At 68.9% G+C, this 22676-nt stretch carries 20 protein-coding genes and 1 riboswitch; of the genes, 13 read left to right on the top strand and 7 right to left on the bottom strand.

Annotated features, from left to right (window positions below):
- Entirely contained in the window at positions 1-1077 is a 1077-nt protein-coding gene (locus FBT69_09830) for a hypothetical protein (GenBank protein ID MDL1905092.1), read from the bottom strand.
- A gap of 159 nt (positions 1078-1236) precedes the next feature.
- Here FBT69_09830 and FBT69_09825 point away from each other — a divergent pair, with 159 nt between their 5' ends.
- Positions 1237-1833: a biotin transporter BioY gene (locus FBT69_09825; GenBank protein MDL1905091.1), complete on the top strand. Its 597-nt coding sequence runs from the start codon at positions 1237-1239 to the stop codon at positions 1831-1833.
- Positions 1834-1879: 46 nt separating this feature from the next.
- Here the strand turns inward: FBT69_09825 and FBT69_09820 are convergent, their stop codons facing one another.
- Positions 1880-2188 carry a hypothetical protein gene (locus FBT69_09820; protein ID MDL1905090.1) on the bottom strand — a complete coding sequence of 103 codons (309 nt, stop codon included), beginning with the start codon at positions 2186-2188 and terminating at the stop codon, positions 1880-1882.
- Between the two features lie 156 nt (positions 2189-2344).
- Positions 2345-2917, bottom strand: a complete 573-nt coding sequence (locus tag FBT69_09815; GenBank protein MDL1905089.1) for a peptidylprolyl isomerase A — start codon at positions 2915-2917, stop codon at positions 2345-2347.
- A 92-nt stretch (positions 2918-3009) separates the two neighbouring features.
- On the opposite strand from FBT69_09815, the gene FBT69_09810 reads away from it, so the two are divergent.
- A complete protein-coding gene (locus FBT69_09810) occupies positions 3010-3777 on the top strand; it encodes a prephenate dehydrogenase (GenBank protein MDL1905088.1) in 768 nt (255 codons plus the stop codon).
- Positions 3778-3819: 42 nt separating this feature from the next.
- On the opposite strand, the gene FBT69_09805 is transcribed toward FBT69_09810, so the two are convergent.
- Positions 3820-5178 carry a hypothetical protein gene (locus FBT69_09805; GenBank protein MDL1905087.1) on the bottom strand — a complete coding sequence of 453 codons (1359 nt, stop codon included), beginning with the start codon at positions 5176-5178 and terminating at the stop codon, positions 3820-3822.
- Positions 5179-5353: 175 nt separating this feature from the next.
- Positions 5354-5480, top strand: a riboswitch (TPP riboswitch).
- Between FBT69_09805 and FBT69_09800 the strand changes: the two genes are divergently transcribed.
- The 6 genes from FBT69_09800 (at position 5468) to hflB (ending at position 12467) form a co-directional block, all read left to right on the top strand.
- Positions 5468-5992 carry a hypothetical protein gene (locus FBT69_09800; protein ID MDL1905086.1) on the top strand — a complete coding sequence of 175 codons (525 nt, stop codon included), beginning with the start codon at positions 5468-5470 and terminating at the stop codon, positions 5990-5992. (Overlaps the previous riboswitch by 13 nt.)
- Entirely contained in the window at positions 5976-7907 is a 1932-nt protein-coding gene (thiC, locus tag FBT69_09795; protein MDL1905085.1) for a phosphomethylpyrimidine synthase ThiC, read from the top strand. The genes FBT69_09800 and thiC overlap by 17 nt, the downstream gene beginning before the upstream one ends.
- Before the next feature lie 187 nt (positions 7908-8094).
- A complete protein-coding gene (locus FBT69_09790; protein ID MDL1905084.1) occupies positions 8095-8544 on the top strand; it encodes a DinB family protein in 450 nt (149 codons plus the stop codon).
- 26 nt (positions 8545-8570) lie between these two features.
- Positions 8571-9755 carry an outer membrane protein assembly factor BamD gene (gene bamD, locus FBT69_09785; GenBank protein MDL1905083.1) on the top strand — a complete coding sequence of 395 codons (1185 nt, stop codon included), beginning with the start codon at positions 8571-8573 and terminating at the stop codon, positions 9753-9755.
- The gene (locus FBT69_09780; protein MDL1905082.1) at positions 9752-10273 is read left to right on the top strand and encodes a hypothetical protein; all 522 of its coding nucleotides are present in this window, start codon (positions 9752-9754) and stop codon (positions 10271-10273) included. Before bamD ends, FBT69_09780 begins: the two co-directional genes overlap by 4 nt.
- A 55-nt stretch (positions 10274-10328) precedes the next feature.
- A complete protein-coding gene (gene hflB / locus FBT69_09775) occupies positions 10329-12467 on the top strand; it encodes an ATP-dependent zinc metalloprotease FtsH (protein ID MDL1905081.1) in 2139 nt (712 codons plus the stop codon).
- 58 nt (positions 12468-12525) lie between these two features.
- Here hflB and FBT69_09770 read toward each other — a convergent pair whose 3' ends face one another.
- Both FBT69_09770 and FBT69_09765 read right to left on the bottom strand, forming a co-directional pair.
- On the bottom strand, positions 12526-13659 hold the full coding sequence (locus FBT69_09770; protein MDL1905080.1) for a hypothetical protein: 1134 nt from the start codon (positions 13657-13659) through the stop codon (positions 12526-12528).
- A gap of 164 nt (positions 13660-13823) precedes the next feature.
- On the bottom strand, positions 13824-14894 hold the full coding sequence (locus FBT69_09765) for an aminotransferase class I/II-fold pyridoxal phosphate-dependent enzyme (GenBank protein ID MDL1905079.1): 1071 nt from the start codon (positions 14892-14894) through the stop codon (positions 13824-13826).
- 102 nt (positions 14895-14996) lie between these two features.
- Here FBT69_09765 and FBT69_09760 point away from each other — a divergent pair, with 102 nt between their 5' ends.
- Together FBT69_09760 and corA are read left to right on the top strand one after the other, a co-directional pair.
- Positions 14997-17858, top strand: coding sequence for an aconitate hydratase (locus tag FBT69_09760; protein MDL1905078.1), 2862 nt, complete (start codon positions 14997-14999; stop codon positions 17856-17858).
- 256 nt (positions 17859-18114) lie between these two features.
- Entirely contained in the window at positions 18115-19254 is a 1140-nt protein-coding gene (gene corA / locus FBT69_09755; protein MDL1905077.1) for a magnesium/cobalt transporter CorA, read from the top strand.
- A gap of 65 nt (positions 19255-19319) precedes the next feature.
- Here the strand turns inward: corA and FBT69_09750 are convergent, their stop codons facing one another.
- On the bottom strand, positions 19320-19640 hold the full coding sequence (locus FBT69_09750) for a multidrug efflux SMR transporter (protein ID MDL1905076.1): 321 nt from the start codon (positions 19638-19640) through the stop codon (positions 19320-19322).
- Positions 19641-19739: 99 nt separating this feature from the next.
- Here FBT69_09750 and FBT69_09745 point away from each other — a divergent pair, with 99 nt between their 5' ends.
- The 3 genes from FBT69_09745 (at position 19740) to FBT69_09735 (ending at position 22465) form a co-directional block, all read left to right on the top strand.
- On the top strand, positions 19740-20189 hold the full coding sequence (locus FBT69_09745; GenBank protein MDL1905075.1) for a hypothetical protein: 450 nt from the start codon (positions 19740-19742) through the stop codon (positions 20187-20189).
- Positions 20190-20467: 278 nt separating this feature from the next.
- Complete coding sequence (locus FBT69_09740) at positions 20468-20977, top strand: hypothetical protein (protein MDL1905074.1); 510 nt, start codon at positions 20468-20470, stop codon at positions 20975-20977.
- A gap of 141 nt (positions 20978-21118) precedes the next feature.
- Positions 21119-22465: a DUF1080 domain-containing protein gene (locus tag FBT69_09735; protein ID MDL1905073.1), complete on the top strand. Its 1347-nt coding sequence runs from the start codon at positions 21119-21121 to the stop codon at positions 22463-22465.
- Positions 22466-22676 lie beyond the last annotated feature (211 nt).

Here is a 22676-nt window from a genome sequence, read left to right as displayed (position 1 = left end):
CTACCTCGCGGGCTTCACCGCCGTCCCCGGCGCCGGCCGGTACGCACGCACCTTCTGGAACGCGCTCGCCGTTTCGCCGCGCACCCGCCGGTCCGACTCGTACGCCTTCGCCACGCTGGCGCAGATGTGCTTCCCGATCGGCCCGTACCCGCCTCCCGTCGCCACCTGTCCCAGCGCGGCGAGCCGATCGACCGCGTCGGCCTTCTCCCACAGCTCGTACGCGTGCTCGTAGTACTCCACCGCGTGACCGACCGCAGCCGTCGCGTCCGCCTGCGACAGCGAGCGCAGCCGCGCCGCTTCCCCGGCTTCGATCCCTCCGGGCGAAACGAACCCGATGAATCGCTCCATCCCGTCTTTCGCGATCAGGTCCGAAAGCCACACCCTCACGATCGCTCCTTCCATCGCGATCGCTCGCCGCATGAAGAACGGATCGTCGTCGCCCAGCCGCTCGAACGCCGACACCAGGGCGGCCTTCCCCTTCTCGCCCACCTTCCCCTCGCTGACCAGCCGCTCCACGCCTTGGTTCGCCAGCGACGCGATCGATACCCCGACGAGACTGCCGATCAGCGTCCCGTCGTCGGCCACATGCCGCGCGATCCCGTACAGGGCGGCAAGCCGCGCAGCCGCCGCATCCGCCTCGCCCGCCTCCGCCAGTCTCACCGCATCGCTCGCGATCAGCCGCGCCGCCATCCGCATCTTCCCCAGGTGCGGCAGCAGCAGCTCGAACCCGTGGTCGAAATCCAGCCCGAAGTCGCACTCTTCCAGCGCGGCCGCGCGGCAGAACGTGTTGATCGCGCCCTGCAACTCCTCCAGCTTCTTCACGGCAGCCTCGCGCGTCATCACCGACTCGTCCCCGTCGAGCATCGCCGCCTTCAGGTCGCCGTCGTTGAAACTCGGCAAGCCGATGATCGCGCGGTAGTACACCAGCGCGGCGTTCGTCGGCCCCGCGGCGTGCAGGTCGTCCATCGTTCGGATCGTCGCCAGCGGGTCCGTCGGCGGCCCGCCCGCCCCCGCGCCAGCGCACACCCCGGCAAGCGCCACCACCGCCGACGCCGCCATCCTCGTGTAGCCCTTCATGGTGTCCTCCGTCCTGCCCGGATCGGGCCTTGGTTGTTCGCTCTTCCGCCCGTTGACCGGGCGTCACCAGGCAGGACACCGCGACCGCCTCTCCGTGTCACCATTCGCCCCGAATTCCTCCCAGATTCCTCGTTTCCTGCCTTCCCTACACTCCCGCCCATGCCCCCCGCGCACCCTCAGCCCGTCGCGCCGGCCGCAGCGACCCGTCTCGCCGCCGAACTCCGCATCGTCGGCGTCCTCCTCTTCACGCTCTTCACCTCGCTCAGTGCGCAGGTCGCCGTCCCGATGCCGCCCTTCGGCGTTCCGCAGACCCTCCAGACCCTCGCCGTCGTTCTCGCCGCCCTGTGTCTCGGCCCGCGGCTCGGCGTCGCCAGCATGGTCCTCTACTTCGTCGTGGGCGCGATCGGCGCGGGCGTCTTCGCCGAAGGCAGCGCGGGACTCCGCGTCATCCTCGGCCAGACCGGCGGCTACCTCCTCGGTTTCATCACCTGCCAGCCCGTCATCGCTGCGCTCGCCCGGCGCACGCGCGGCCCGCTCGCCCTCAACCTCGCCCTCGCCTCGATCGCCGGGCACGCCGTCATCTTCACGCTCGGCGTCCCCTGGCTCTACGCTGTCCGCAACGCCGACCCCGCAACCGCGGTCACTGCCCGCGAAGCCCTCTTCGGCGGCTTCGTCGTCTTCATCCCCGGCACGATCATCAAGACCGCACTCGCTGTCCTCATCGGTCTCTACATCGTCCCCCGCACACCGCGCTGACTCCTTGCCGTCTCCACGCTGCGCCCTCCACGCCTCCGCGTGAGATTCAGAATCCGCTCTTCGACTTGTAGATCACCTTCCCGTCACGGAACAGGATCGTCACCGTGCGCCCGTCCTCTTTCCACAGGTACTCCGCCCGGCTGTCCTGCTGCGAGCGCGACATCAACCCCGACGAATCGATCCCCACGCCCGCCGCCGCCTGCTTCTCGCCGTCCCCCAGGATCGAGAACACCTCGTCGATCGTCATCCCGTCCGCGATCGACTCGTAGTTATCCTCCGTCAGCCGCTGCTCGCACCCCGTGAGCAGCAGCGAGCACGCCACCGCCAACGCCGCCAATCCCCGTGAAACACGCATGACCGACCTCCTTTCCGGCCAGCATACCACAAGCGCTCGCACCACCCACGGAGCGACGGATCACACCCTTCCCTACTCCATCGACTCACCCGCAGCCCCCGAAGGGGGCGACAGGAATGCAGCAACGGGTGAAGCGGCGCAGCCGTGCAACCGTGGCTACGGTCTGACCCGCCGCGCTCGCTTCACCGTCACCGTCTCCGCCGGCACGTTCTGGAAGTCCTCCGACACCTCCCGCGTCGCGATCCCCGCGATGGCGTCCACCACGTCCATCCCCTCCACCACACGCCCGAAGACCGCGTACCCCGCGTTCCCGCTCACTTCGCGCGCGATGTCAAGCCGAGCGTTGTCCGCCAGGTTGATGTACCACTGCCGCGTCGCCGAGTCCGGCTCCGTCTCGCGCGCCATCCCGATCGTCCCGCGCTCGTTCTTCAGCCCGTTCCCCCACTCGTTCACGATCGGCTCGTGCGACGGCAGTTCCGTCAGGTCCGCCGTGTGCCCGCCGCCCTGGATCACGAACCCTGCCACCACACGGTGAAAGATCGTCCCGTCGTACGCCCGCTCGTCCACATACCGCAGGAAGTTCGCCGTCGAGATCGGCGCCCGCTCCCCGTCCAGTTCGAGCACGATCCTCCCCTTCGTGGTCTCGAGCGCGACGCGCGTCGCCCCCCCCGCGCCGCCGGTCTTCCCGCCCGATGCGCACCCGAGCGCGCACGCCGCCGCCACCACCATCGCCGCCGTCACCATCGACCGCATGATGCACACTCCTTGTTGCTGCTCCCGTCGCGCGATGATACCTTGAGGCAGCATCGCCCGGACTTCCCATGCCCAACGACCCGCACACCCTCGCCATCCTCGGCTACGGCCGCTTCGGCGCGGCCGTTGCCGACCTTGCGGAGTCCGTCGGCATTCGCCCCATCGCCTTCGATGCCGCCGCGCCTGTCCCCGCCGGCCGCAGCGCCGATTCACTCGCTGACCTCGCGCAGCAAGCACGGACCATCCTCCTCGCCGTGCCGGTCCCCGCGATCCCCGCCGCGCTCCGCGATCTCGCCCCGCGCCTGACGCCGGAGCATCTCGTCCTCGACGCCGGCAGCGTAAAACTCGCCCCTATAGCCGCGATGCGATCCGCGCTCGGCACGCGCGTCTCGTGGATCGGCACTCACCCGCTCTTCGGCCCCATCAGCCTCGCCCGCAACGAGCGTCCACTCCGCGTCGTCGTCTGTCCCAACGAACAGCACCCCGCCGCGCGCACCCGCGCCACCGCCCTCTATGAAAGCCTCGGCTGCGAGGTCATCGCGCAGGACGCGGACGCCCACGACCGGCTCATGGCCGAAACGCACGCCCTCGCCTTCTTCATCGCCAAGGGACTCATCGACGTCCGCGCCGGCGAGAACGCGGCCTTCGTCCCTCCCTCCTTCCACGCCATGCGCGCCGCCGTCGATGCCGTCCGAGGCGACGCAGGCCATCTCTTCTCCGTCATCCAGCGCGACAACCCCTACGCCCCCGCCGCGCGCCGAGCCCTCCTCGACGCCCTCGAACGAATCCACCACTCTCTCGCTGGCCACGACCCCCTCGACATCCCCACTCCGTAACCACTCCCCTCTCAACTCCTCTGCGCGCTCCGCGCGAGCCTCTCATTCCCTCCGCATCGGCAGCGACGGATCCCCGAACAGCATGAACTTCATCCCCTGGAAGAACACGCTCGCCGGGTACCAGCTCTCCGTCGGCACGATCGTCGCCAGCCCTTCGCGCTCGTAATAGAACGACACCGCGTGCGCCCAGCAGTCCCCCAGCCGCGCGCCATCGACCGTCGCAAGCCCGTCCACGAACCCGTCGATCAGCGTCAGCCCGCACGGCTGGCTCCCCGTGTTGCACCCGATGTACGCCACCGCCCCCCCCTCACCTGCACGCAGCAACTGTTCCCCAAGCCCCGTCAGGTTGAACTCACCCCGCGCATAGCACGCGGGCGGCGGCGGAGGCTCCGTGAACACCTGCCCGCTGTTCGTTCCCGCGTGCCGCGCGCCGTGCACGTCCTCATACGCCTCGTACGGCGGAAGCGTCGCGAACCGCGCCGTCGAGCACCCGGCCGACATCATCACCGGCAGCATCTCCCCGTTCCGCATCCGTTCCAGGCTCCCGACACTCAGGCAGTGCTCCCACAGGTCGTCGTTCCCGTGCCCCGCGTGCAGCACCAACCGAACCCCGCCGTTGATCAGGTCAACCAGCCCCGGCTCCGTCGGCCCCGGCACGCCGTACGCCTCACCCTCGTAGTACATCCGCTCGACGCCCCACGCAGGCTCCAGCCGCGCACGTACCGCCTCGAACCGCGGTCGCGCATCGATCCACCCGCCCACCATCACCAGCCCCGCACGCCCGAGCCACTCCCCCTCGCCCCGCTCGACCGCACGCTCGTGCCGCGCCGTCTTGGCCGCGACCTGCCGCGCCTCCTCAGGCGTGCTCACCGGCCACCGCCCCAGCCCGACCTCCGGCCGGTAGTCCACGCCGTCGAAGTTGATCGGGTCGTCCTTGTTCGTCTCTCCGCGCACCTCGCCGAAGTAGTGCGCGTGAAACCCGTCCGCTCGCCCGTTCCAGTCCTCGAACGATCCGTCCGTCTTTGCCAGGTCCGCGTAATAGAGGTCGCTCGGATAGAACGCGTAGTGGAACGCCGGCTCTGTCCACCGGTCGAGGACCATGTACCGCACCGGCATCACGTCCGCATCGCCCACCAGCAGCACGTACCGCACTCCACCCTCGCGCCACCGCTCGTAGAGAAACCGCTTCAGCCGCTCCGCGTCGTCCACGCCCTCGCCGGCGGCAAGGGCATCCTCGAGCGTGACGAGTCTCGTCGCCAGCCGCTCGCGCTTGAACTCGACGAACTCCCCGAGCGCATCCGCCAGCCCAGCCGGCGCGACGATCAACAGCCCATCCTCAGCCGCGGCCACCGCCGCAATCGAGGAGAGAAGTCCGCACACGAAGCCATGCCGTCTCTTCATGCAGCAATGATACAAACCCCGTTCCCCGGGAATCGTCGCATGTCCGTCGGCACCACCCCCTCACCACCGGGGCCGAACAGCACCGCGATACCCCCGGGCTCCTCCGCTACAGCGAAGTCGCCTGCAGCGTCAAACGCAACCTCGCCTCCAGCGCGTCTGACCGACCCCTATACTCGACCAACGCACGGGGCGCGGCCCCGAGTGCCTGGCGCCCGGTGCCCAGGGCCTCATCCGCCGCTGAGAAGCACCCGTAGAACCTGATCCGGTTCGTACCGGCGGAGGGAATGCGATGCAGCCATCGGACCCGCTCCACGTCCTCGCTCGCTTCGACCGCTGGGCCACCGAACGCCTCTTCGCCGCGTATCGCGCGCTCGACGACGCCGCCCTCGACCGCACCTTCGAGATCGGGCTCGGCTCCATCCGCAGAACTCTCGTCCACGTCGTCGCCAACATGGAGTGGTGGCTCGACCGCGCCGACAGCAGAGCGCCACGCCCCTTCAACTCTGAACCGTCGGTATCCTTGGATGCCATCATCGACCGGTACGAGCACGCTTGGGACGACCTCTCGTCGCTCCTCTCACGCTCAACCTCCGCTCGACTCGCCGAAGTCATCGCCAGCGACTTCGAGCAGCCCGACGGCAGTGTCGTCACCGTTCGCTTCATCAGGGCCGCCGTGCTCCTCCACGTCTTCAACCACGGCACGCACCACCGCGTCCAGTGCCTCAACATGCTCCGCAACCTCGGCGTAGCCCCGTTGCCGGAGATCGATCTCATCGATTCGACTCAGGAGACAGTCCATGCTCCCGACCGCTGACCCCCGCTTCTATCTCCCCGCGATCGGCGGCAATCCGGGGACTACGCCGAACACCACTACTCCGGGTTCGTTCGCAAATCCTCCGCGAGTCGGTACGCCCTGGGCCTACTCCTCCCCCGACACCCCCGGCATGCCTCCCCCCTCCCCCTACACCGCCTGGGACTTCCTCCCCGAAGGCTGGACCATTCAATCCGCACCCGACCACGCCACCGGCTGCGCGGGACACAACCACCCCGACATAGGCCGTTTCATTCGGGCTGTGCCTGCTCCCAACCTCAAGACGCGGGACGCAGCACTCACCGCTCCCCTCACCCAACTCGACCACGCCCGCCTCGGCCTCATCACCCCACAGATGCGCCGCGCCGCCGAGCGCGAGCCGCACCTCACGCCCGAGCAGGTCCGCGACGAGGTCGCCGCCGGCCGCATGGTCATCCCCGCCAACTTCAACCACCTCCGCCACCGCCTCGACCCCATGTGCATCGGCCGCGCCAGCCGAACCAAGGTCAACGCCAACATGGGCGCGTCCCCCATCTCCAGCGGCACCGCCGAGGAACTCGAGAAACTCGACTGGGCCGTCCGCTGGGGCGCGGACACCGTCATGGACCTCTCCACCGGCGGCGACCTCGACGAATGCCGCGAGGCCTTCTGCCGACATTCCACCGTTCCCATCGGCACCGTCCCCATCTACTCCATGATCATCGGCCGCCGACTGGAAGACCTCGACGAGGCCGCTGTCCTGGAGATGCTCGAACGCCAGGCCGCACAGGGCGTGGACTACTTCACCATCCACGCCGGCGTCCGTCGCGCGCACCTCAAGTACGTCCGCAACCGACTCATCGGCATCGTCTCGCGCGGAGGCTCCCTCCTCGCCAAGTGGATGCTCCACCACAACCGCGAAAACCTCATGTACGACATGTGGGACGACATCTGCGAACTGATGCGCCGCCACGACGTCACCTTCAGCATCGGCGACGGCCTCCGCCCCGGCGGACTCGCCGACGCCACCGACGACGCACAACTCGCCGAACTCGAAACACTCGGCGAACTCACCGAGCGCGCCTGGCGCCACGGCGTCCAGGTCATGATCGAAGGCCCCGGCCACGTCCCCTTCGACCAGATCGAGTACAACGCCAAAGTCCAGCGGCGACTCTGCCACGGCGCGCCCTTCTACGTCCTCGGACCCCTCGTCACCGACATCTTCCCCGGCTACGACCACATCACCTCCTGCATCGGCGCCACTGCCATCGCCTACCACGGCGCCAGCATGCTCTGCTATGTCACGCCCAAGGAGCACCTCGGCCTTCCCAAGCGCGATGACGTGAAGCAGGGCTGCATCGCCTACAAGATCGCCGCGCACGCCGCCGACGTCGCCCTCGGCATCCCCGGCACGCGCGACCGCGACGACCAGCTCACCAAGGCCCGCGCCGCCCTCAACTGGGAGAAGCACTTCGAGCTCGCCTTCGACCCCGACACCGCGCGCGCCTACCACGACGAAGACCTCGACGTCGATACCGACTTCTGCGCCATGTGCGGCCACGACTGGTGCTCCGTCCGGATCAGCAAGGAAATCCAGGACTTCGCCAGCGGAAAGGCCGAGGGCTTCGAACGCCTCGGCGGCCGCGACGGCACGACGCCCGGCGCGCCAAAGCGCTCCGCGCCACTCACCCCCGAACAACAGGAAATCCTCCGCCAACGAGGCGTCCTCACCCCCGACGAAATCCACAAACTCGCCGCCAAGAACAAGCCATCGGCCGCCGGGCATCAGGCACCAGACGAAGGGCGAGCCGCCGCCAAACTCTCCTGCCACAGCGACTACGCCGACGCCGAAACCGCCAAACGCCTCCAACGCGAACACCTTGTCAACGTGGACGTCCGCCCCGCCCTCGGCATCGCGAAGGAAGATCGGGTCATCTGAAAAACAGAGCGCATGTGCAACCCTGCTTGTGCCACCGGCGTCGGCCGCCCCCGAGCCGACATGGGTGCTCGGGCACCCAGCCTCTCCGTGGTGGCGCTTCGCCTGCTCATCTCCTCCTCGCGCAAGGGCTCACGCCGTCCGTATCATCCGTGCGCACCGCCGACGCACGCACGATGGAGCCGCACTCATGCACCCCGAAGCCCGCGCTCTCATCGCCTCCTGGTGGGACGAAGTCCTGACCGAAGGCCACTGGGCCGCGCCGTGGCGTGCCTCGATCGACGGCCTCACCGCCGAGCAGGCCGCCTGGTCCCCCGCGCCGGGCCGCCACTCGATCTGGCAGATCGTCCTGCACATGGTCTTCTGGCGCGAGGCTGCGCTCCGCCGCGCCCGCACCGGCGAACGCACCACGCCCGATGAGCGCGCCCGCCTCAACTTCCCCGAGATCACCGACCGCTCCGAATCCGCCTGGGCCGAGGCTCGGCAACGCCTCGACGACACGCACGCCCGCGTCGCCGGCGCCCTTCGCGACCCCGATCCCGCCAACGATGTTCTCGCCGAGTTCCTCCCTCACGACGCCTACCACTTCGGCCAGATCAACTACCTGCGCGCGATGCAGGGCATCCTGACCGTCGAGTGACGCCGCGCAAGCGAGATGCAATCGGGATGAGCCACCGACCCCCGGCCGCTCTGGCCCGTCGCCGGCACCCCGACGGGCAGGGCTTGTCCCTCACCTGCCTCGCTTCTCGCAGCCTCCTCCTCCACCGATCCCGGGTATCCTTCCTGCCCATGCGTCCGTGCGCCCCGCACCACCGCTTCGCGGCCTGCTTCACGCTCTGCCTTGCGTGCGCGTCGGTGGTTGCCCAGCAATCCACCTACGAACTCGACGAATCCGGCGACTGGGTCCGCACCCGCGCTCCGGACCCCGACTCCGACGAGGGCCGAATCGCGGAGGCACGACGCCTCCTCGCCGCCGGCGACACCAAGGCAGCCCGTGCCATCGCCGCAAGGTGGCTGAACGACAACCAGCGCTCCGACAGCCCTTGGCTCGCCGAGGCCTACCTCCTCCGCGGCGACGCCCTCACCGCGGCCGGCGATGAGTACAAGGCCCTTTACGACTACGAGATGGTCATCAACTCCTTTCCCGGTTCCGGCGCGTTCGCCGCCGCCGTCGAACGAGAACTCGAGATCGGCACACGCTACCTCCACGGCCTGAAGCGCAAGGTCTTCGGCCTCCGTATCGACAGCGGCAAGACCATCGGCGTCGAACTCCTCATGCGCGTCCAGGAGCGCCTCCCCGGCAGTGCGATCGCCGAACGCGCCGCTCTCGAACTCGCCGACTACTTCTACCGCGAACGCGAGCTCGAAATGGCCGCCGAGATGTACGGCATCTTCCTCACCAACTACCCCCAGAGCCAGCACCGGCGCAAGGCCATGCTCCGGCGCATCTACGCCAACCTCGGCCGCTTCAAGGGGCCGGAGTACGACGGCACCGGACTCGTCGAGGCGCGCGCCCTCATCGAAGACTTCCGCGCCGCCTACCCCGCCGATGCCGAGGATGGCGGCATCACCGAGGCCCTCCTCGCACGCATCGACGAGTCCGCCGCCGCCGAACGGCTCGCCGCCGCACGCTGGTACCTCGCCAGGGGCGACGGCGTCAGCGCGCGCATGTCCCTCAAACGCCTCGCGCGACGCCACCCGCACACCGTCGCCGCGACACGCGCCATCGCCGTCCTCGAACAGTACGGCTGGCTTGAACCCGCCGACCTCGAAGCCGGCGCGCCAGACCTTCCGTACTACGACGACGAGCCTGCCGAAGCGAATCCCCCGGCGGAGGGCGATCAGCCGTGACGCGCACCGCAGCCGTCGCCCTTGCCCTCATCGCCTGCGCGCTCGCCTGCGCCTGCTCCTCGGACCCGCGCTCCGGCTACGCCTTCGCCACGACTCACGATCCCCACGTGCGCACCATCGCCGTGCCCGTCTTCGAAAACCGCACCTTCTCCACCGGCATGGAAGCCCGCCTCACCGAGGCCGTCGTCAAAGAAATCCAGCGCACCACGCCCTGGCGCGTCGTCCGCTCCGGCGAAGCCACCACCACGCTCCGCGGCGCCATCACAGGCTCGGACCTCGAGAGCGTCACGCGCCAGCGCACCACCGGCCTCGTCCAGGAACAGGGTGTCCGCATCACCGTCGAGTTCGAGTGGATCGACAACCGCACCGGCCAGCCCATCGTCAGCCGCCGAAACTTCTCCTCGCTCGCCACGTTCGTCCCACACCGCGGCGTCCAGGAACGCCTCGAAGTCGGCCAGAACGAGGCCATCCGCGAACTCTCGCGCGACATCGTCGCCGAACTCCGCGCCAACTGGTGACCCCGGCGCACGGTCGAAGCGCAGCCTTCCAACGCCTACCGTTTCCCGTCCGCGGGTGAACCACCGACCGCTCCTGTCCGAAGAAGTCCTCGGAGACCTCGCCCAGATGCGTCCAGACCCGCCATCAGACCGCGCACAGGCGCCAAACCCGCTGAGCCACCCCATGGCCCAGCAGGGCGGCGGCCACGATGACCGTTCGCGCGATCAGAAGTCCGGCGGCCCTTCAGGCCCCGGCAAGCCTACCGGCACCCAGCCCAGCCGGGGCCTTTTCGGCCTCGTCTCCCTCCTCCTCATCGCTGTCCTCCTCTTCATGTTCCTCAACTCCCCCGGCGGCGGGCAGCAGATCACGCTCGCCCAGTTCGAGACCCACTGGGCCGACGGACAGATCGTCGAGGACAGCGTCGTCATCCGAAGCAACGCCGTCACCGCTCGACAGAAGCCCGGCCCCGACAGCCGTTCAGAGACCGCCCTCTCAGTCCCCTTCAACGCCGCCACCGGCGAGACCGTCACCAAACGCGTCCTCGAAATCACCGACAACCGCGCCAGAATCCAACAGCCTTCCGCATTCATGCCCTTTCTCCTCACCTTCGGCCCGCTCGTCCTCATCCTCCTTCTCATCTGGTTCTTCGTCATCCGCGGCCTCCGAAACGCCGGCGCAGGCCCCGGCGGGATGCTCGGCTCCTTCGGCAAGAGCCGACACCGCGTCATGAACAAGGAGATGACCGGCGTCACCTTCGCCGATGTCGCAGGCATCGACGAGGCCAAGGAAGAAGTCGCCGAGATCATCGAGTTCCTCCGCAACCCCCGCAAGTTCACCAAGCTCGGCGGGCGAATCCCACGCGGCGTCCTCCTCATCGGCGAACCCGGCTGCGGCAAGACCCTCCTCGCCAAGGCCATCGCGGGCGAGGCCGACGTCCCCTTCTTCTCCATCTCAGGCTCCGACTTCGTCGAGATGTTCGTCGGCGTCGGCGCAAGCCGCGTCCGCGACCTCTTCAAGAGCGCCAAGGAAAGCGCCCCCTGCATCATCTTCCTCGACGAAATCGACGCCGTCGGCCGCAAGCGCGGCTCCGGCTTCTCGCACGGCGGACACGACGAACGCGAGCAGACCCTCAACGCCATCCTCGTCGAGATGGACGGCTTCACACCCGTTGATGGCGTCATCGTCATCGCCGCAACCAACCGCCCAGACGTCCTCGACCCCGCACTCATCCGCCCCGGCCGCTTCGACCGGCAGATCGTCGTCCCCCTCCCGGACGTCAAGGGACGACTCGAAATCCTCCGCGTCCACGCCAAGAAAGTGAAACTCGGCCCAGACGTCGATCTCGAACGCCTCGCCCGCATGACCCCCATGTTCAGCGGCGCGGACCTCGCGGCCATCATCAACGAGGCCGCCATCGCCGCTACCATGCACAACAAGGACTTCATCGAGCAGGAAGACCTCGAAGAAGCCCGCGACAAGGTCAAGTTCGGCCGCGCCCGCAAGAGCCGCGTCCGCGAGGCGGAGGAGAACCGCGCCACCGCATACCACGAGGCCGGGCACGCCGTCCTCCAGGCCCTCCTCAAGGACGCCGACCCGCTCCACAAGGTCACCATCATCCCACGAGGGCAGGCCCTCGGCGCCACCTTCAGCCTCCCCGAGAAGGACCGCCTCGGCTACAGCCTGCGCTATCTCAAGGCCACCATGCGCGTTGCCTGCGGAGGCCGAATTGCCGAGCAACGCGCCGTCGGCGACGTCTCCTCCGGCGCGGCCATGGACATCTCGCAGGTCACCCGCCTCGCCCGCGTCATGGTCGAGGAGTGGGGCATGAGCGAACGCCTCGGCTTCGTCCGCTACGGCGCGGACGACCGCCGAGAGTCCTTCTTCCCCGAGCGCGGCTACTCAGAGGAAACCGCTCGCATCATCGACGACGAAGTCCGTCGCCTCGTCGACGAGGCCTACAGCGATGCCGAGCGAATGCTCAACGAAAACTGGGACAAGGTCGAGGCCGTCGCCCAGGCTCTCCTCAAGCACGAGACCCTCTCCGGCGACGAGGTGCATCGCCTCATGCGCGGCGAATCACTCGGCCGCTCGACCACCGCAGACCTCCTCGCCGCAGAAGCCCGCAAGCGTGCGCCAGGCGACCGCCCTGCCCCAGACCCGCGCACCGATACCGAAGGAGACGCCCCCCCCGGCCTCCTTCCGACTCCCGCATAACGCAACACGAAACAACGGGCCGCGACCGTGAAGGGGCGGTTCCTCCTCACGTGCGACTTCACTCCCCGGCAGCGATCGCGTTCGCACTCGATGCCGGCGTCCCCCCCCGAACGACAACCGCCCACCGCGTCAGGCCGGTCGCGACCAGCGCGTTCCACAGCACCGCCGCGCCGAAGACGGTCACGCCAGACCGGTCCGGCATGATCGTGAGCAGGGAGCAAGCCACCGCGCCGAACGCCGCCAGCAGCAGGACGGTCCCCGAACCTGTGAGCGCAAACAGAGCAACGGCCATCGCCAGCGAGGTCGTCGCCACAGCGAAACTGATCGGGATCATCGGGATCACCGCTTCGGGCAACCCACCCAGCGGCAGGCTCCACGTCTGGATCGCGAGTTCGATCGCGCCGACCCACTCGGGGAACCAGACACCGAACGTCGCCCCCAGCGCGCCGATCGCCAGCGCGGGAGGGTCCAGCAGACGACGCGCCACCGTCATCGCGCCGAAGAACACCGCCGCGAACCCCAGCCCCAGCGACATCGCCGCCTGTTCCGGCGACGTATACGTCAGCCCGATCCAACCCGCGTGCGCCACCAGCCCCGCCAGGCTCATCCAGATCAACGCCAGCGCGCACGAACGCATCGACGACGACCAGCGCGCCTGCCTCGCCGCGCGCCGCGCCCGTGCCTCTTCCCGCTCCGCCTGCTGGCGGTACGGGTCGTCCCGCATCTCCTCGATGCGTTTGCGAAGACGTTCGCACTCTTCCTCGAGTTCGCTGCAGCGTGCCTCCGCACGTTCCGCCTCGCCCGGCGCTGCCTGCCCGTCCGCCGCCGTCTCCGCCGCGCGCGCCCGCGCTGATGCCAGTTCCGCCCGCGCGGCCTCCAACTCCGACACCGCCGTCTGACGCTCCGCCTCCAGCGCGGCACGCCGCTCCTCCAGTTCCCGCGTCAGTTCCGCGATCCGCCGCGCACGCTCCGTCAGCTGCCGCTCGCGCTCGGCCGCCTCCGCCTCGCGTTGCTCCAGCGCGGCACGCTCCGCCTCCTGCTGCACGTGAATCCGGCGGACCTCTTCGAGCCGCCCCTCGATCGTCGAGACGACCTCGAGAATGCCCTCCGCGTCCAGCCCCGGCGCCTCCCCCTGCGCCCGCTCGACGCCGTCCACCGCACGCTCGTGGTCTGTGTTGTTCGTTGAAGCCATCGCGCTCACCCGCGGCAAGGGTTCCCGGTGCGCACCGCCGCCGCCCACTCCGGCCCGGCGCCTCATCGTGGTATCGGCACGCCCCGCCCCGCCGAGCATCCCCGGGCCGCGAACCCGCGTAGACACTGACGATCGTGCGGGCTGTGCCGATCGCGCCGACGCCCTCAGGCCAGCACGTTCGCGATCACCTCGCCCGCCCGCGAGACATCATCCGCCGTCACGTCCAAGTGCGTTACGGCACGAATCCTGTGCGGCCCCTCCGACAGCACGCCCACCCCCGCCTCCCCGAGCCGCGCGCACACCGCATCCGCCCCGCCGAATCGCGGATCGACCCCGAAATACACGAGATTCGTCTCCACCTCCGCCGGATCGACCGACACCCCCGGAACCCGCGCCAGCCGCTCCGCCAGCGCGCGCGCTTTCGCGTGGTCCTCCCCCAGCCGCGCCACGTGATGATCCAGCGCATACAGGCACGCCGCCGTCAGAATCCCCGCCTGCCGCATCCCCCCCCCGAACATCTTGCGGAACCGTCGCGCCCGCGCGATCGTCCGCTCATCGCCCGCCAGTGCGCTGCCCACCGGCGCGCCGAGGCCTTTGCTGAAGCAGGCCGACACCGTGTCCGCCAGCGACCCGTACTCCGCCAGCGGTACGCCGGACACCACGTGCGCATTCCAGATCCGCGCCCCGTCAAGGTGCAGACGCACGCCCAGCCTCAGACACTCCTCCCGCACCGCTCGCAGTTGCTCCAACGGCCACACCCGGCCCCCGCCCCGGTTGTGCGTGTTCTCCACCGCCACCAGCGCGGACGGTCCGTAGTGCGCGTCCCGCGGCCTCACGCACCCCCGCACCTCCTCCGCGGTGAAGGTTCCCCGTGGCCCTTCCGCATAGCGCAACGTCACACCCGACAGTGCGGCCGGCGCGCCGCTCTCGTACAGCGACACGTGGCTCTCCGGGTGCGTGATCACCTCGTCACCCGGCTCCGTCTGCGCGCGGATCGCCAGCTGGTTCGCCATCGTCCCGGACGGTACGAACACTGCCGCCGCCTTCCCGAACAGCCCCGCGAACCGCTCCTCCAGCAGGCGCACCGTCGGGTCGTCCCCGAACACGTCGTCGCCCACCGGCGCCTCCGCCATCACCCGGCGCATCGCCGCCGTCGGCCGCGTGATCGTGTCCGAGCGAAGATCGATCACGCGCGTCACCCTCCGGGCCGCACTCCCGCGGCTCGAGACGAGCATATTCCACCGCCCCCGACGCCGGACAATCGCCGATATTTGATTCACCGACCCGCGCGCCGATAGTGTCGGATAAACGCCCGTAACGCAGACGGAGGCCGGCCGATGCCACGCAACCCCTTCAACTCCCGCAGCACCCTCCGCACCTCGGCCGGCGAGTTCGTCTGGTACGACCTCGGCGCCCTCGAACGCGCCGGACTCGCGCGCATCGAACGGATGCCGTATTCCGTCCGCGTCCTGCTCGAATCCGTCCTCCGAAACGTGGACGGCTTCATCGTCACCCAGGACGACGTCGCCGGCCTCGCCGGGTACGACGCCTCTAGGGTCGATCCCGTCGAGATGCCCTTCATGCCGGGCCGCGTCGTTCTGCAGGACTTCACCGGCGTCCCCTGCGTCGTCGACCTCGCCGCCATGCGAGACGCCATGAAGCGACTCGGCGGGGACCCCGCCCAGATCAACCCCGCCGTACCCTGCGACCTCGTCATCGACCACTCCGTCCAGGTCGACGACTTCGGCACCCGCGTCGCCCTCACCATCAACGCCCAGAAGGAGTTCGAGCGAAACAACGAACGCTACCGCTTCCTCAAGTGGGGGCAGGAGTCACTCTCCAACTTCAGAGTCGTCCCGCCGGCCACCGGCATCGTCCACCAGGTCAACCTCGAGTATCTCGCGCAGGGCGTCCTCACACGCGCGCAGGACGACGGCGCCACCGCTGTCTTCCCGGATTCCCTCGTCGGCACCGACAGCCACACCACCATGATCAACGGCCTCGGCGTCCTCGGCTGGGGAGTCGGCGGCATCGAGGCCGAGGCCGTCATGCTCGGACAGCCTGTCTACATGCTCACCCCCGAGGTCATTGGCTTCAAACTCAAGGGGCGACTCCCCGAAGGCGCAACCGCCACCGACCTCGTCCTCACCGTCACCCAGATGCTCCGCGAGTTCGGCGTCGTCGAGAAGTTCGTCGAGTTCTTCGGCCCGGGCATGGCCGAACTCTCCATCCCCGACCGCGCCACCATCGCCAACATGGCGCCCGAGTACGGCGCTACCGTCGGCTTCTTCCCCGTTGACCAGAAAACCCTCGACTACCTCCGCTTCACCGGCCGCGACGAGGCGACCGTCGAACTCGTCGAGAAGTATTGCAAGGCCAACCGCATGTTCTGGACCCCCGGCTCGCCCGATCCGGTGTTCACCGCGGTCCTCGAACTCGACCTCTCCACCATCCAACCCTCTCTCGCCGGTCCGCGCCGTCCGCAGGATCGTGTCCTGCTCGCCTCCATGAAGGCCCAGTGGCGCAAGGACCTCGTGGACACCTTCGGCAAGAAGGCGCCCGGTGAAAGCGTCAACCTCAACGAGTGGGCCGGAGAGGGCGGCCAGTCCAGGGGCGCGCCCGTCAATCCCGAAAAGGCCGCCCAGGGCAACAACCACGGCGAGCACGGCGTCCGCGTCACCCTCACCGAAGCAAGCCGACCCGAGAAGCCCGGCCAGGAAGTCACCCTCCGCCACGGCTCCGTCGTCATCGCCGCCATCACCAGCTGCACCAACACCAGCAACCCCGACGTGATGATCGCCGCCGGACTCGTCGCGCGCAAGGCCCGCGCCCTCGGCCTCAAGCGCAAGCCGTGGGTCAAGACCAGCCTCGCCCCGGGCTCCAAGGTCGTCACCGAGTACTTCGACAAGGCCAACCTCACCCCGGACCTCGACGCTCTCGGATTCCAAACCGTCGGTTACGGCTGCACCACCTGCATCGGAAACTCCGGCCCCCTCCCCCCCGAGATCGAGGAAGCCGTCAGGAAGGGCGACCTCGTCGTTGCCAGTGTCCTCAGCGGCAACCGCAACTTCGAGGGCCGCGTCCACCCCTCGGTCCGCGCCAACTACCTCGCAAGCCCCCCCCTCGTCGTCGCCTACGCCATCGCCGGCACCGTCGATCTCGACCTCACGCGCGAGCCGCTCGCCCGTACCCAGGACGGCCGCGATGTCTTCCTCCGGGACCTCTGGCCCACGCACGCCGAGGTGCAGGACGTCAAGAACGCCTGCGTCGCCCCCGACCAGTTCCGATCGAAGTACGGCGCGGTCTTCACCGGCAACGACACCTGGAACAAGGTGCCCGTCAGCCGAAGCGAACTCTACCCGTGGGACGCGAAGTCCACCTACGTCCAGAACCCGCCCTTCTTCGAGGGCATGAGCGAGTCCGCACCGGGCGCGACCCCCATCCGCCGCGCCCGCGTGCTCGCCTACCTCGGCGACAGCGTGACCACGGATCACATCTCGCCCGCAGGCTCCATCGCCGAGAACTCACCCGCAGGACAGTACCTCCTCTCCCTCGGCGTGCGCAAGCAGGACTTCAACTCCTACGGCGCGCGCCGCGGCAACGACCGTGTCATGACCCGCGGCACTTTCGCCAACGTCCGCGTCCGAAACCGCATCGCAGCCGGGCAGGACGGCGCGATCCCGGAGGGCGGGTGGACCCGCGACTTCACCCGCGGCGCAACCCTCACCGACGCACCCGTCTGCTGGATCTTCGACGCCGCGGAACGCTACAAGGCCAAGAACGTCCCCCTCGTCGTCCTCGCGGGCAAGGACTACGGCATGGGCTCCAGCCGAGACTGGGCCGCCAAGGGCGCGTACCTCCTCGGCGTCCGCGCCGTCATCGCAGAGTCCTTCGAACGCATCCACCGCTCAAACCTCGTCTTCATGGGCGTCCTCCCGCTCGTCTTCAAGGACGGCCAGAGCGCATCCTCCCTCAGCCTCCGCGGCGACGAACTCTTCGACATCCACCTCCCCGACCCCATCGACCCGCGCTGCGACGTCCCCGTCACCGCCACGCGCCCCGACGGCTCCGTCGTCAGTTTCACCTGCCGATGCCGCATCGACACACCCATCGAAGCCGAGTACTACCGCAACGGCGGCATCCTCCACACCGTCATCCGCAAGAAACTCAACGAAGCAAGAGCCGGCGCGGGCGTCTAGCCCTTCTCACCCTCTCTCCTCGGCCCATCCGAGATCAAGGACAAATCACTTCCGAAGCCTCTTCGCCCCGAAGGGCCGGACGCCAGGGATCAGGCATCTCCCCGCCTTGACCCTGAAAGGGTCGCCACGCCGTCCGTTCCACGCAAGCCACCCCCCCCTTTCCCCGAACGACGCCGCCACGCTTCATCACAACACCTCCCGCGGGGGGCACACCGGCGAATCGGTTACCATCCCGCGTGCTTCCCGGAGACGCCCGATGACCCGGCTCCCGCTCAGGCTCCGCGCCCGTGTCCGTCGCCTCAAGCGCCCTCCTCGCGGCTCGCCGCCCGGCCTCATCCAGGCCCAGCCCGATGCGCCGCGACCGAGCCTTCGCGTCATGCGCTACACCGAGCAGAGCCTCGACGAGAGCAGGCCCGCCTCGCCCGACGCCCCCACGCCGACTCACGAAGCGAAGGTGACCTGGCTGAACGTCGACGGCCTCGGCGACGCCGCCGTCATCCAGCGCATCGGCGAGGCCTACACCCTCCACCCCCTCGCGCTCGAAGACACCGTCAACGTCCACCAGCGACCGAAAGTCGAGGAATACACGGACGTGCTCTACCTCGTCGTCCGCATGCCGCGCGAAAGCAGCCCGGGCGGCGCGCTCGACACCGAGCAACTCTCCATCTTCCTCGGCCGCTCCTTCGTCATCACCTTCCAGGAGCACGAGGGCGACTGCCTCGAACCCGTCCGCGAACGCATCCGCCGCGGCCAGACCCGCGTCCGACGCTCCGGACCCGACTTTCTCGCGTATGCCGTCATCGACGCCGTCCTCGACGCCTACTTCCCCCTCCTCGAAGCCTTCGACGATCATCTCGAACGGCTGGCGGAAGAAGCCGCGACGAAGCCCTCCGAGCAGACCATCGTGCGCCTCCAGCAGGTCAAGCACGACCTGCTCACCATCCGCCGCGCCATCTGGCCGCTGCGCGACGCGCTCACCCAGCTCTACCGAGGCGAGCACGAGCTTATCCGACCGGAAACCAGACCCTTCATCCGCGACGCCGCCGACCACGCCTTCCAGATCATGGACCTCGTCGAGACGCAGCGCGAGATCGCCGCGAGCCTCGTGGACCTCTACCTCTCCACCATCAACGTTCGCATGGGCGAGGCCATGCGACTCCTCACCATCATCGCCACCATCTTCATCCCGCTCACCTTCGTCGTCGGCATCTACGGCATGAACTTCGACCCCGAAGCCTCGCCCTGGAACATGCCCGAACTTCGCTGGCGGTTCGGCTACCCCGTCGTCATGCTCGCCATGGCCGCCATCGCCGTCGCCATGATCGTCTGGTTCGCACGAATGGGCTGGCTCCCGAAACGCCCCCCGAAGCGCCGCCGCGATCAATCACCACACTGACCCCTTCTCCCGTCCCCTCCCCCATCCGACCCGTGCTCCTCGCACATGTGCCATTTGCCCATTTGCTATTTGCCATTTGTCACCTTCAGCCCCACGATCCCCGCCACGATCAGCCCGATGAAGAGAAGCCGAGCGGGCGTGACAGGCTCCTTCAGGAACGCGACGCCGAGCGCGGCCACGCCGACAGTGCCGATCCCCGTCCACACCGCGTACGCCGTGCCCGCGGGCAGGTCCTTCATCGCACGCGAGAGCAGGTAGAAACTCACGATCATCAGCGCGATGGTGAGCAGGCTCGGCCGCAGCCGCGTCCAACCCTCCGACTGCTTCATGGTGAACGCCCACCCCGCCTCGAACAGCCCCGCCACGAAGAGCATCGCCCACGCCATCGTTCGCCTCCCCGTCCGCCGCGCCGCGTCGCCGGGCGGGCGTTGGTGTGTCGGGCACAGGCTATCGTGCGCGCACCCGCACCGCCGAGGAGGCCGATCATGCCCGCGCTCCCGAGCCGACTGGACCGTCTCGACGCCGCCATCGCAGGCTGGATGGACCGGCACGGGCACGGCGCGCACCGCATCACCCTCGGCGTGTACTTCGCATGGATGGGCCTGCTCAAGGTCTTCGGCCTCAAGACCGGTTCCTCGCTCCTCGCCCACACGATCTACCTCGGCTCACCCGACGTGATGGTGCCCGCGCTCGGCTGGTGGGAAGCGGCGATCGGCATGACGCTCATCGTGCGCAGGCTCAATCGGCTCGCACTCCTGCTCCTCGCCATCCGCCTGCCGGGCACGTTCCTCGCGCTCGTCCTGCGCGCCGACGTCTGCTTCGACCACGTCCCCCTCGGCCCGACACCGGAGGGGCAGTACCTCATCAAGGACCTCATGCTCTTCGCGGCGGCAATGGTGATCGGCGGCACGGTGCGCAGGCGCGACCCGGTGTGATGCCTGCCGACCAACGCGCGAACACTCCTGCGAACATGACCCCTCCACATCGTCAAACTTCCCGCGTGGCGCGTGCGCCGGGCGTGTTCCGAGCCGAACCGGGTAAACACCCTGCCGGGGCGCTGCGTATTGATCTCAACGAAGCGGCGGGCAGCGTGCCCGCCCGCATGTGAGTGGGATCGAGACAGCCAGGGAACTCCGTCGGATGCGTGAACGGCGCGATTGGTGCGCGCGTGCCGCACCTCGGCCGGGCATGATCCGGCGACTGGAGACTCGCAATGAAGCGAACGAAAGTGCTCACGGGCGTTCTGGGTGGAGCGGCGATCGGCGCGGCCGTGCTGGCGGGCTACCCCGAGTCAGGAGGCTCGGGCGCTCCGCCCTCCATCGAGGGCACGTACCGGCTCGTCATGCGAGAACTGCCCGACGGCACGGTGCTCCGCGCGCCCGAGATCGACGGTCTCCTGACCTTCACGCGGCAGTACCGCAACATGAACGCCTACTGGACGACGAGCGACGGCGAGGTCCACTCCATCTCGTCCATCGCGCGCTACACCATCAACGACGAGAACTACTCCGAGGAGAACATCCACTTCCTCGTCTTCAACTCCGCCGACCAGCCGGTGCGGGACGCCGAGCGGAACACGGCCACCGCGCGGGTCGAGCGCGATGGCGAGGCGGTGACGTTCGACCTTCCGCTGCGCGGTGAGATGCGGCTGACGTTCAAGAACCGCACGATCACCGCGTCGCGCGAGGGTGAGTTCATCGACCACTGGCAGCGTGTCGAGTAGGCAGGACGGTCTCTCTCCGGGCTGCCGCGCGCGGGGAACCCGTCGCGCGACGGCGGCTCCCGGGCGGCCCCGGGCACGAGCGGGGCTGCCCCACGGGGCGCGGGCGATCCTTCCCCCGCGCCCCTTTCGCGCGCAGGCGGGATGTCTGGTATGCTTTCTCACGCTGTCGCCTCGCGGGTGTACGCCCGCGGGTCGCGCCGCCGAGAGGAGCCTGCCATGAAGCCTGTAACGCTCGCCGTTCTTGTCGCCGCGGCCTGCACGCCCGTGATCGCGCAGCCGGCCGCGGTTGGTCCCGCTGAGACGCTGCTGACGGGGGCGGAGGGGATGAAGCACTGGCGCGGGTACAGGAAGGACTCGTTCCCGGCGTCGGGGTGGACGCTGAGCGAGGGCGTGCTGACGCACGCGGTCGGCGGCGGCGGGGGCGACATCATCACACGCGAGCAGTTCGGGGACTTCGATCTCGTGTTGCAGTACCGTGTCGCGCCGCGGGCGAACAGCGGGATCATCTACCGGGTCGTGGAGCGCGGCGACTATACATGGCAGACGGGGCCGGAGTTCCAGGTGCTGGACGATCACGGGCACAACCTCGCGGGGAACCACCCGCACTCGGCGGGCGCGCTCTACGACCTGTTCACACCGGCGGAGGGGAAGCTGTCGAAGCCCGCGGGCGAGTGGAACGACGCGAGGGTGGTGATCCGCAACGGGGTGATCCAGCACTGGCTGAACGGGGTGAAGGTCGTCGAGGTCCGGGCGTTCAACGATGACGGGTCGCCCACCGCCGAGTGGGCCGGCGCGATCAAGCGGAGCAAGTTCGCGCAGATGCAGGGGTTCGGTGTCCAGCCGCGCGGGCACGTCGCGCTGCAGGACCACGGGGACGAGGTCTCGTTCCGGAACGTTCGGGTGCGTGATCTCGGCGCGCGGATGCCCGGGGAGGTTGCGCTCTTCAACGGTCGGAATCTCGACGGGTGGACGGTGGTCGGGACAGAGGCCGACAGTGGGACGTGGACAGTGCGCGACGGCGTGCTGCTCTGCACCGGCGATCCGGCCGGGTACATTCGCACGAACGAGGCGTATACGAACTTCATCCTGCGGGTCGAGTGGCGGTGGGATCCGGAGACCAGGCAGACCGGGAACAGCGGGGTGCTGGTCCGCGTCGTCGGTGAGGACAAGGTCTGGCCGCGTTCGGTCGAGGCCCAGTTGCACGCCGGGAACGCGGGCGACTTCATCTGCATCGGGGGGACGGAGGTCGTGGGTGATCCCGCGCGGACGAGCGGGCGTCGGATCGTGAAATCCCACGCCGCGGAGAGGCCCGCGGGCGAGTGGAACGAGTACGAGATCGTCGTCAACGGTGGCGAGATCACGCTGATCGTGAACGGTGAGACCCTCAATCACGCGACCGGTGCGGAGGTCGTGGCCGGGACGATCGCGCTGCAGTCGGAGGGGACGCCGATCCAGTTCAGGAACGTGAGGCTGGTGAGGTTGGATTGAGGGGGAGCGAGCGAGTGCGGTGATCGAACGGGGCCTGCCGGGCCACGCCCCGGTTTGAGAGTAGCCGGGATCGATTCGCTCAGGGGCTGCTCCGGGGGAGGATGTGGAACGAAGGAGTTGCGCGGCGGCGCGGCGCGAGGTTTCGCGGCGTCGCTGGACGATGGCCGGGGGGTCGAGCCGCCGGCCGGGTTCCTCGACGGCGAGGCACTCG

The organism is Synechococcales cyanobacterium CNB (genome assembly GCA_030263455.1).
GTDB lineage: Bacteria > Planctomycetota > Phycisphaerae > Phycisphaerales > UBA1924 > CAADGN01.
The sequence above is the reverse complement of the archived record's forward strand: the minus strand, read 5'-3'. Positions and strand labels throughout refer to the sequence as shown.

What these genes read in the sequence shown, in the direction of transcription:
- FBT69_09830 (MDL1905092.1), bottom strand. Translation starts at nt 1,077, where the DNA reads ATGAAGGGCTACACGAGGATGGCGGCGTCGGCGGTGGTGGCGCTTGCC.
- thiC (MDL1905085.1), top strand. Translation starts at nt 5,976, where the DNA reads ATGCTCCCGACCGCTGACCCCCGCTTCTATCTCCCCGCGATCGGCGGC.
- FBT69_09740 (MDL1905074.1), top strand. Translation starts at nt 20,468, where the DNA reads ATGAAGCGAACGAAAGTGCTCACGGGCGTTCTGGGTGGAGCGGCGATC.
- FBT69_09825 (MDL1905091.1), top strand. Translation starts at nt 1,237, where the DNA reads ATGCCCCCCGCGCACCCTCAGCCCGTCGCGCCGGCCGCAGCGACCCGT.
- FBT69_09815 (MDL1905089.1), bottom strand. Translation starts at nt 2,917, where the DNA reads ATGGTGGTGGCGGCGGCGTGCGCGCTCGGGTGCGCATCGGGCGGGAAG.
- FBT69_09745 (MDL1905075.1), top strand. Translation starts at nt 19,740, where the DNA reads ATGCCCGCGCTCCCGAGCCGACTGGACCGTCTCGACGCCGCCATCGCA.
- FBT69_09790 (MDL1905084.1), top strand. Translation starts at nt 8,095, where the DNA reads ATGCACCCCGAAGCCCGCGCTCTCATCGCCTCCTGGTGGGACGAAGTC.
- FBT69_09760 (MDL1905078.1), top strand. Translation starts at nt 14,997, where the DNA reads ATGCCACGCAACCCCTTCAACTCCCGCAGCACCCTCCGCACCTCGGCC.
- FBT69_09805 (MDL1905087.1), bottom strand. Translation starts at nt 5,178, where the DNA reads ATGAAGAGACGGCATGGCTTCGTGTGCGGACTTCTCTCCTCGATTGCG.
- FBT69_09820 (MDL1905090.1), bottom strand. Translation starts at nt 2,188, where the DNA reads ATGCGTGTTTCACGGGGATTGGCGGCGTTGGCGGTGGCGTGCTCGCTG.
- bamD (MDL1905083.1), top strand. Translation starts at nt 8,571, where the DNA reads ATGAGCCACCGACCCCCGGCCGCTCTGGCCCGTCGCCGGCACCCCGAC.
- FBT69_09765 (MDL1905079.1), bottom strand. Translation starts at nt 14,894, where the DNA reads ATGCTCGTCTCGAGCCGCGGGAGTGCGGCCCGGAGGGTGACGCGCGTG.
- FBT69_09750 (MDL1905076.1), bottom strand. Translation starts at nt 19,640, where the DNA reads ATGGCGTGGGCGATGCTCTTCGTGGCGGGGCTGTTCGAGGCGGGGTGG.
- FBT69_09735 (MDL1905073.1), top strand. Translation starts at nt 21,119, where the DNA reads ATGTCTGGTATGCTTTCTCACGCTGTCGCCTCGCGGGTGTACGCCCGC.
- FBT69_09770 (MDL1905080.1), bottom strand. Translation starts at nt 13,659, where the DNA reads ATGGCTTCAACGAACAACACAGACCACGAGCGTGCGGTGGACGGCGTC.
- FBT69_09800 (MDL1905086.1), top strand. Translation starts at nt 5,468, where the DNA reads ATGCAGCCATCGGACCCGCTCCACGTCCTCGCTCGCTTCGACCGCTGG.
- FBT69_09810 (MDL1905088.1), top strand. Translation starts at nt 3,010, where the DNA reads ATGCCCAACGACCCGCACACCCTCGCCATCCTCGGCTACGGCCGCTTC.
- corA (MDL1905077.1), top strand. Translation starts at nt 18,115, where the DNA reads ATGACCCGGCTCCCGCTCAGGCTCCGCGCCCGTGTCCGTCGCCTCAAG.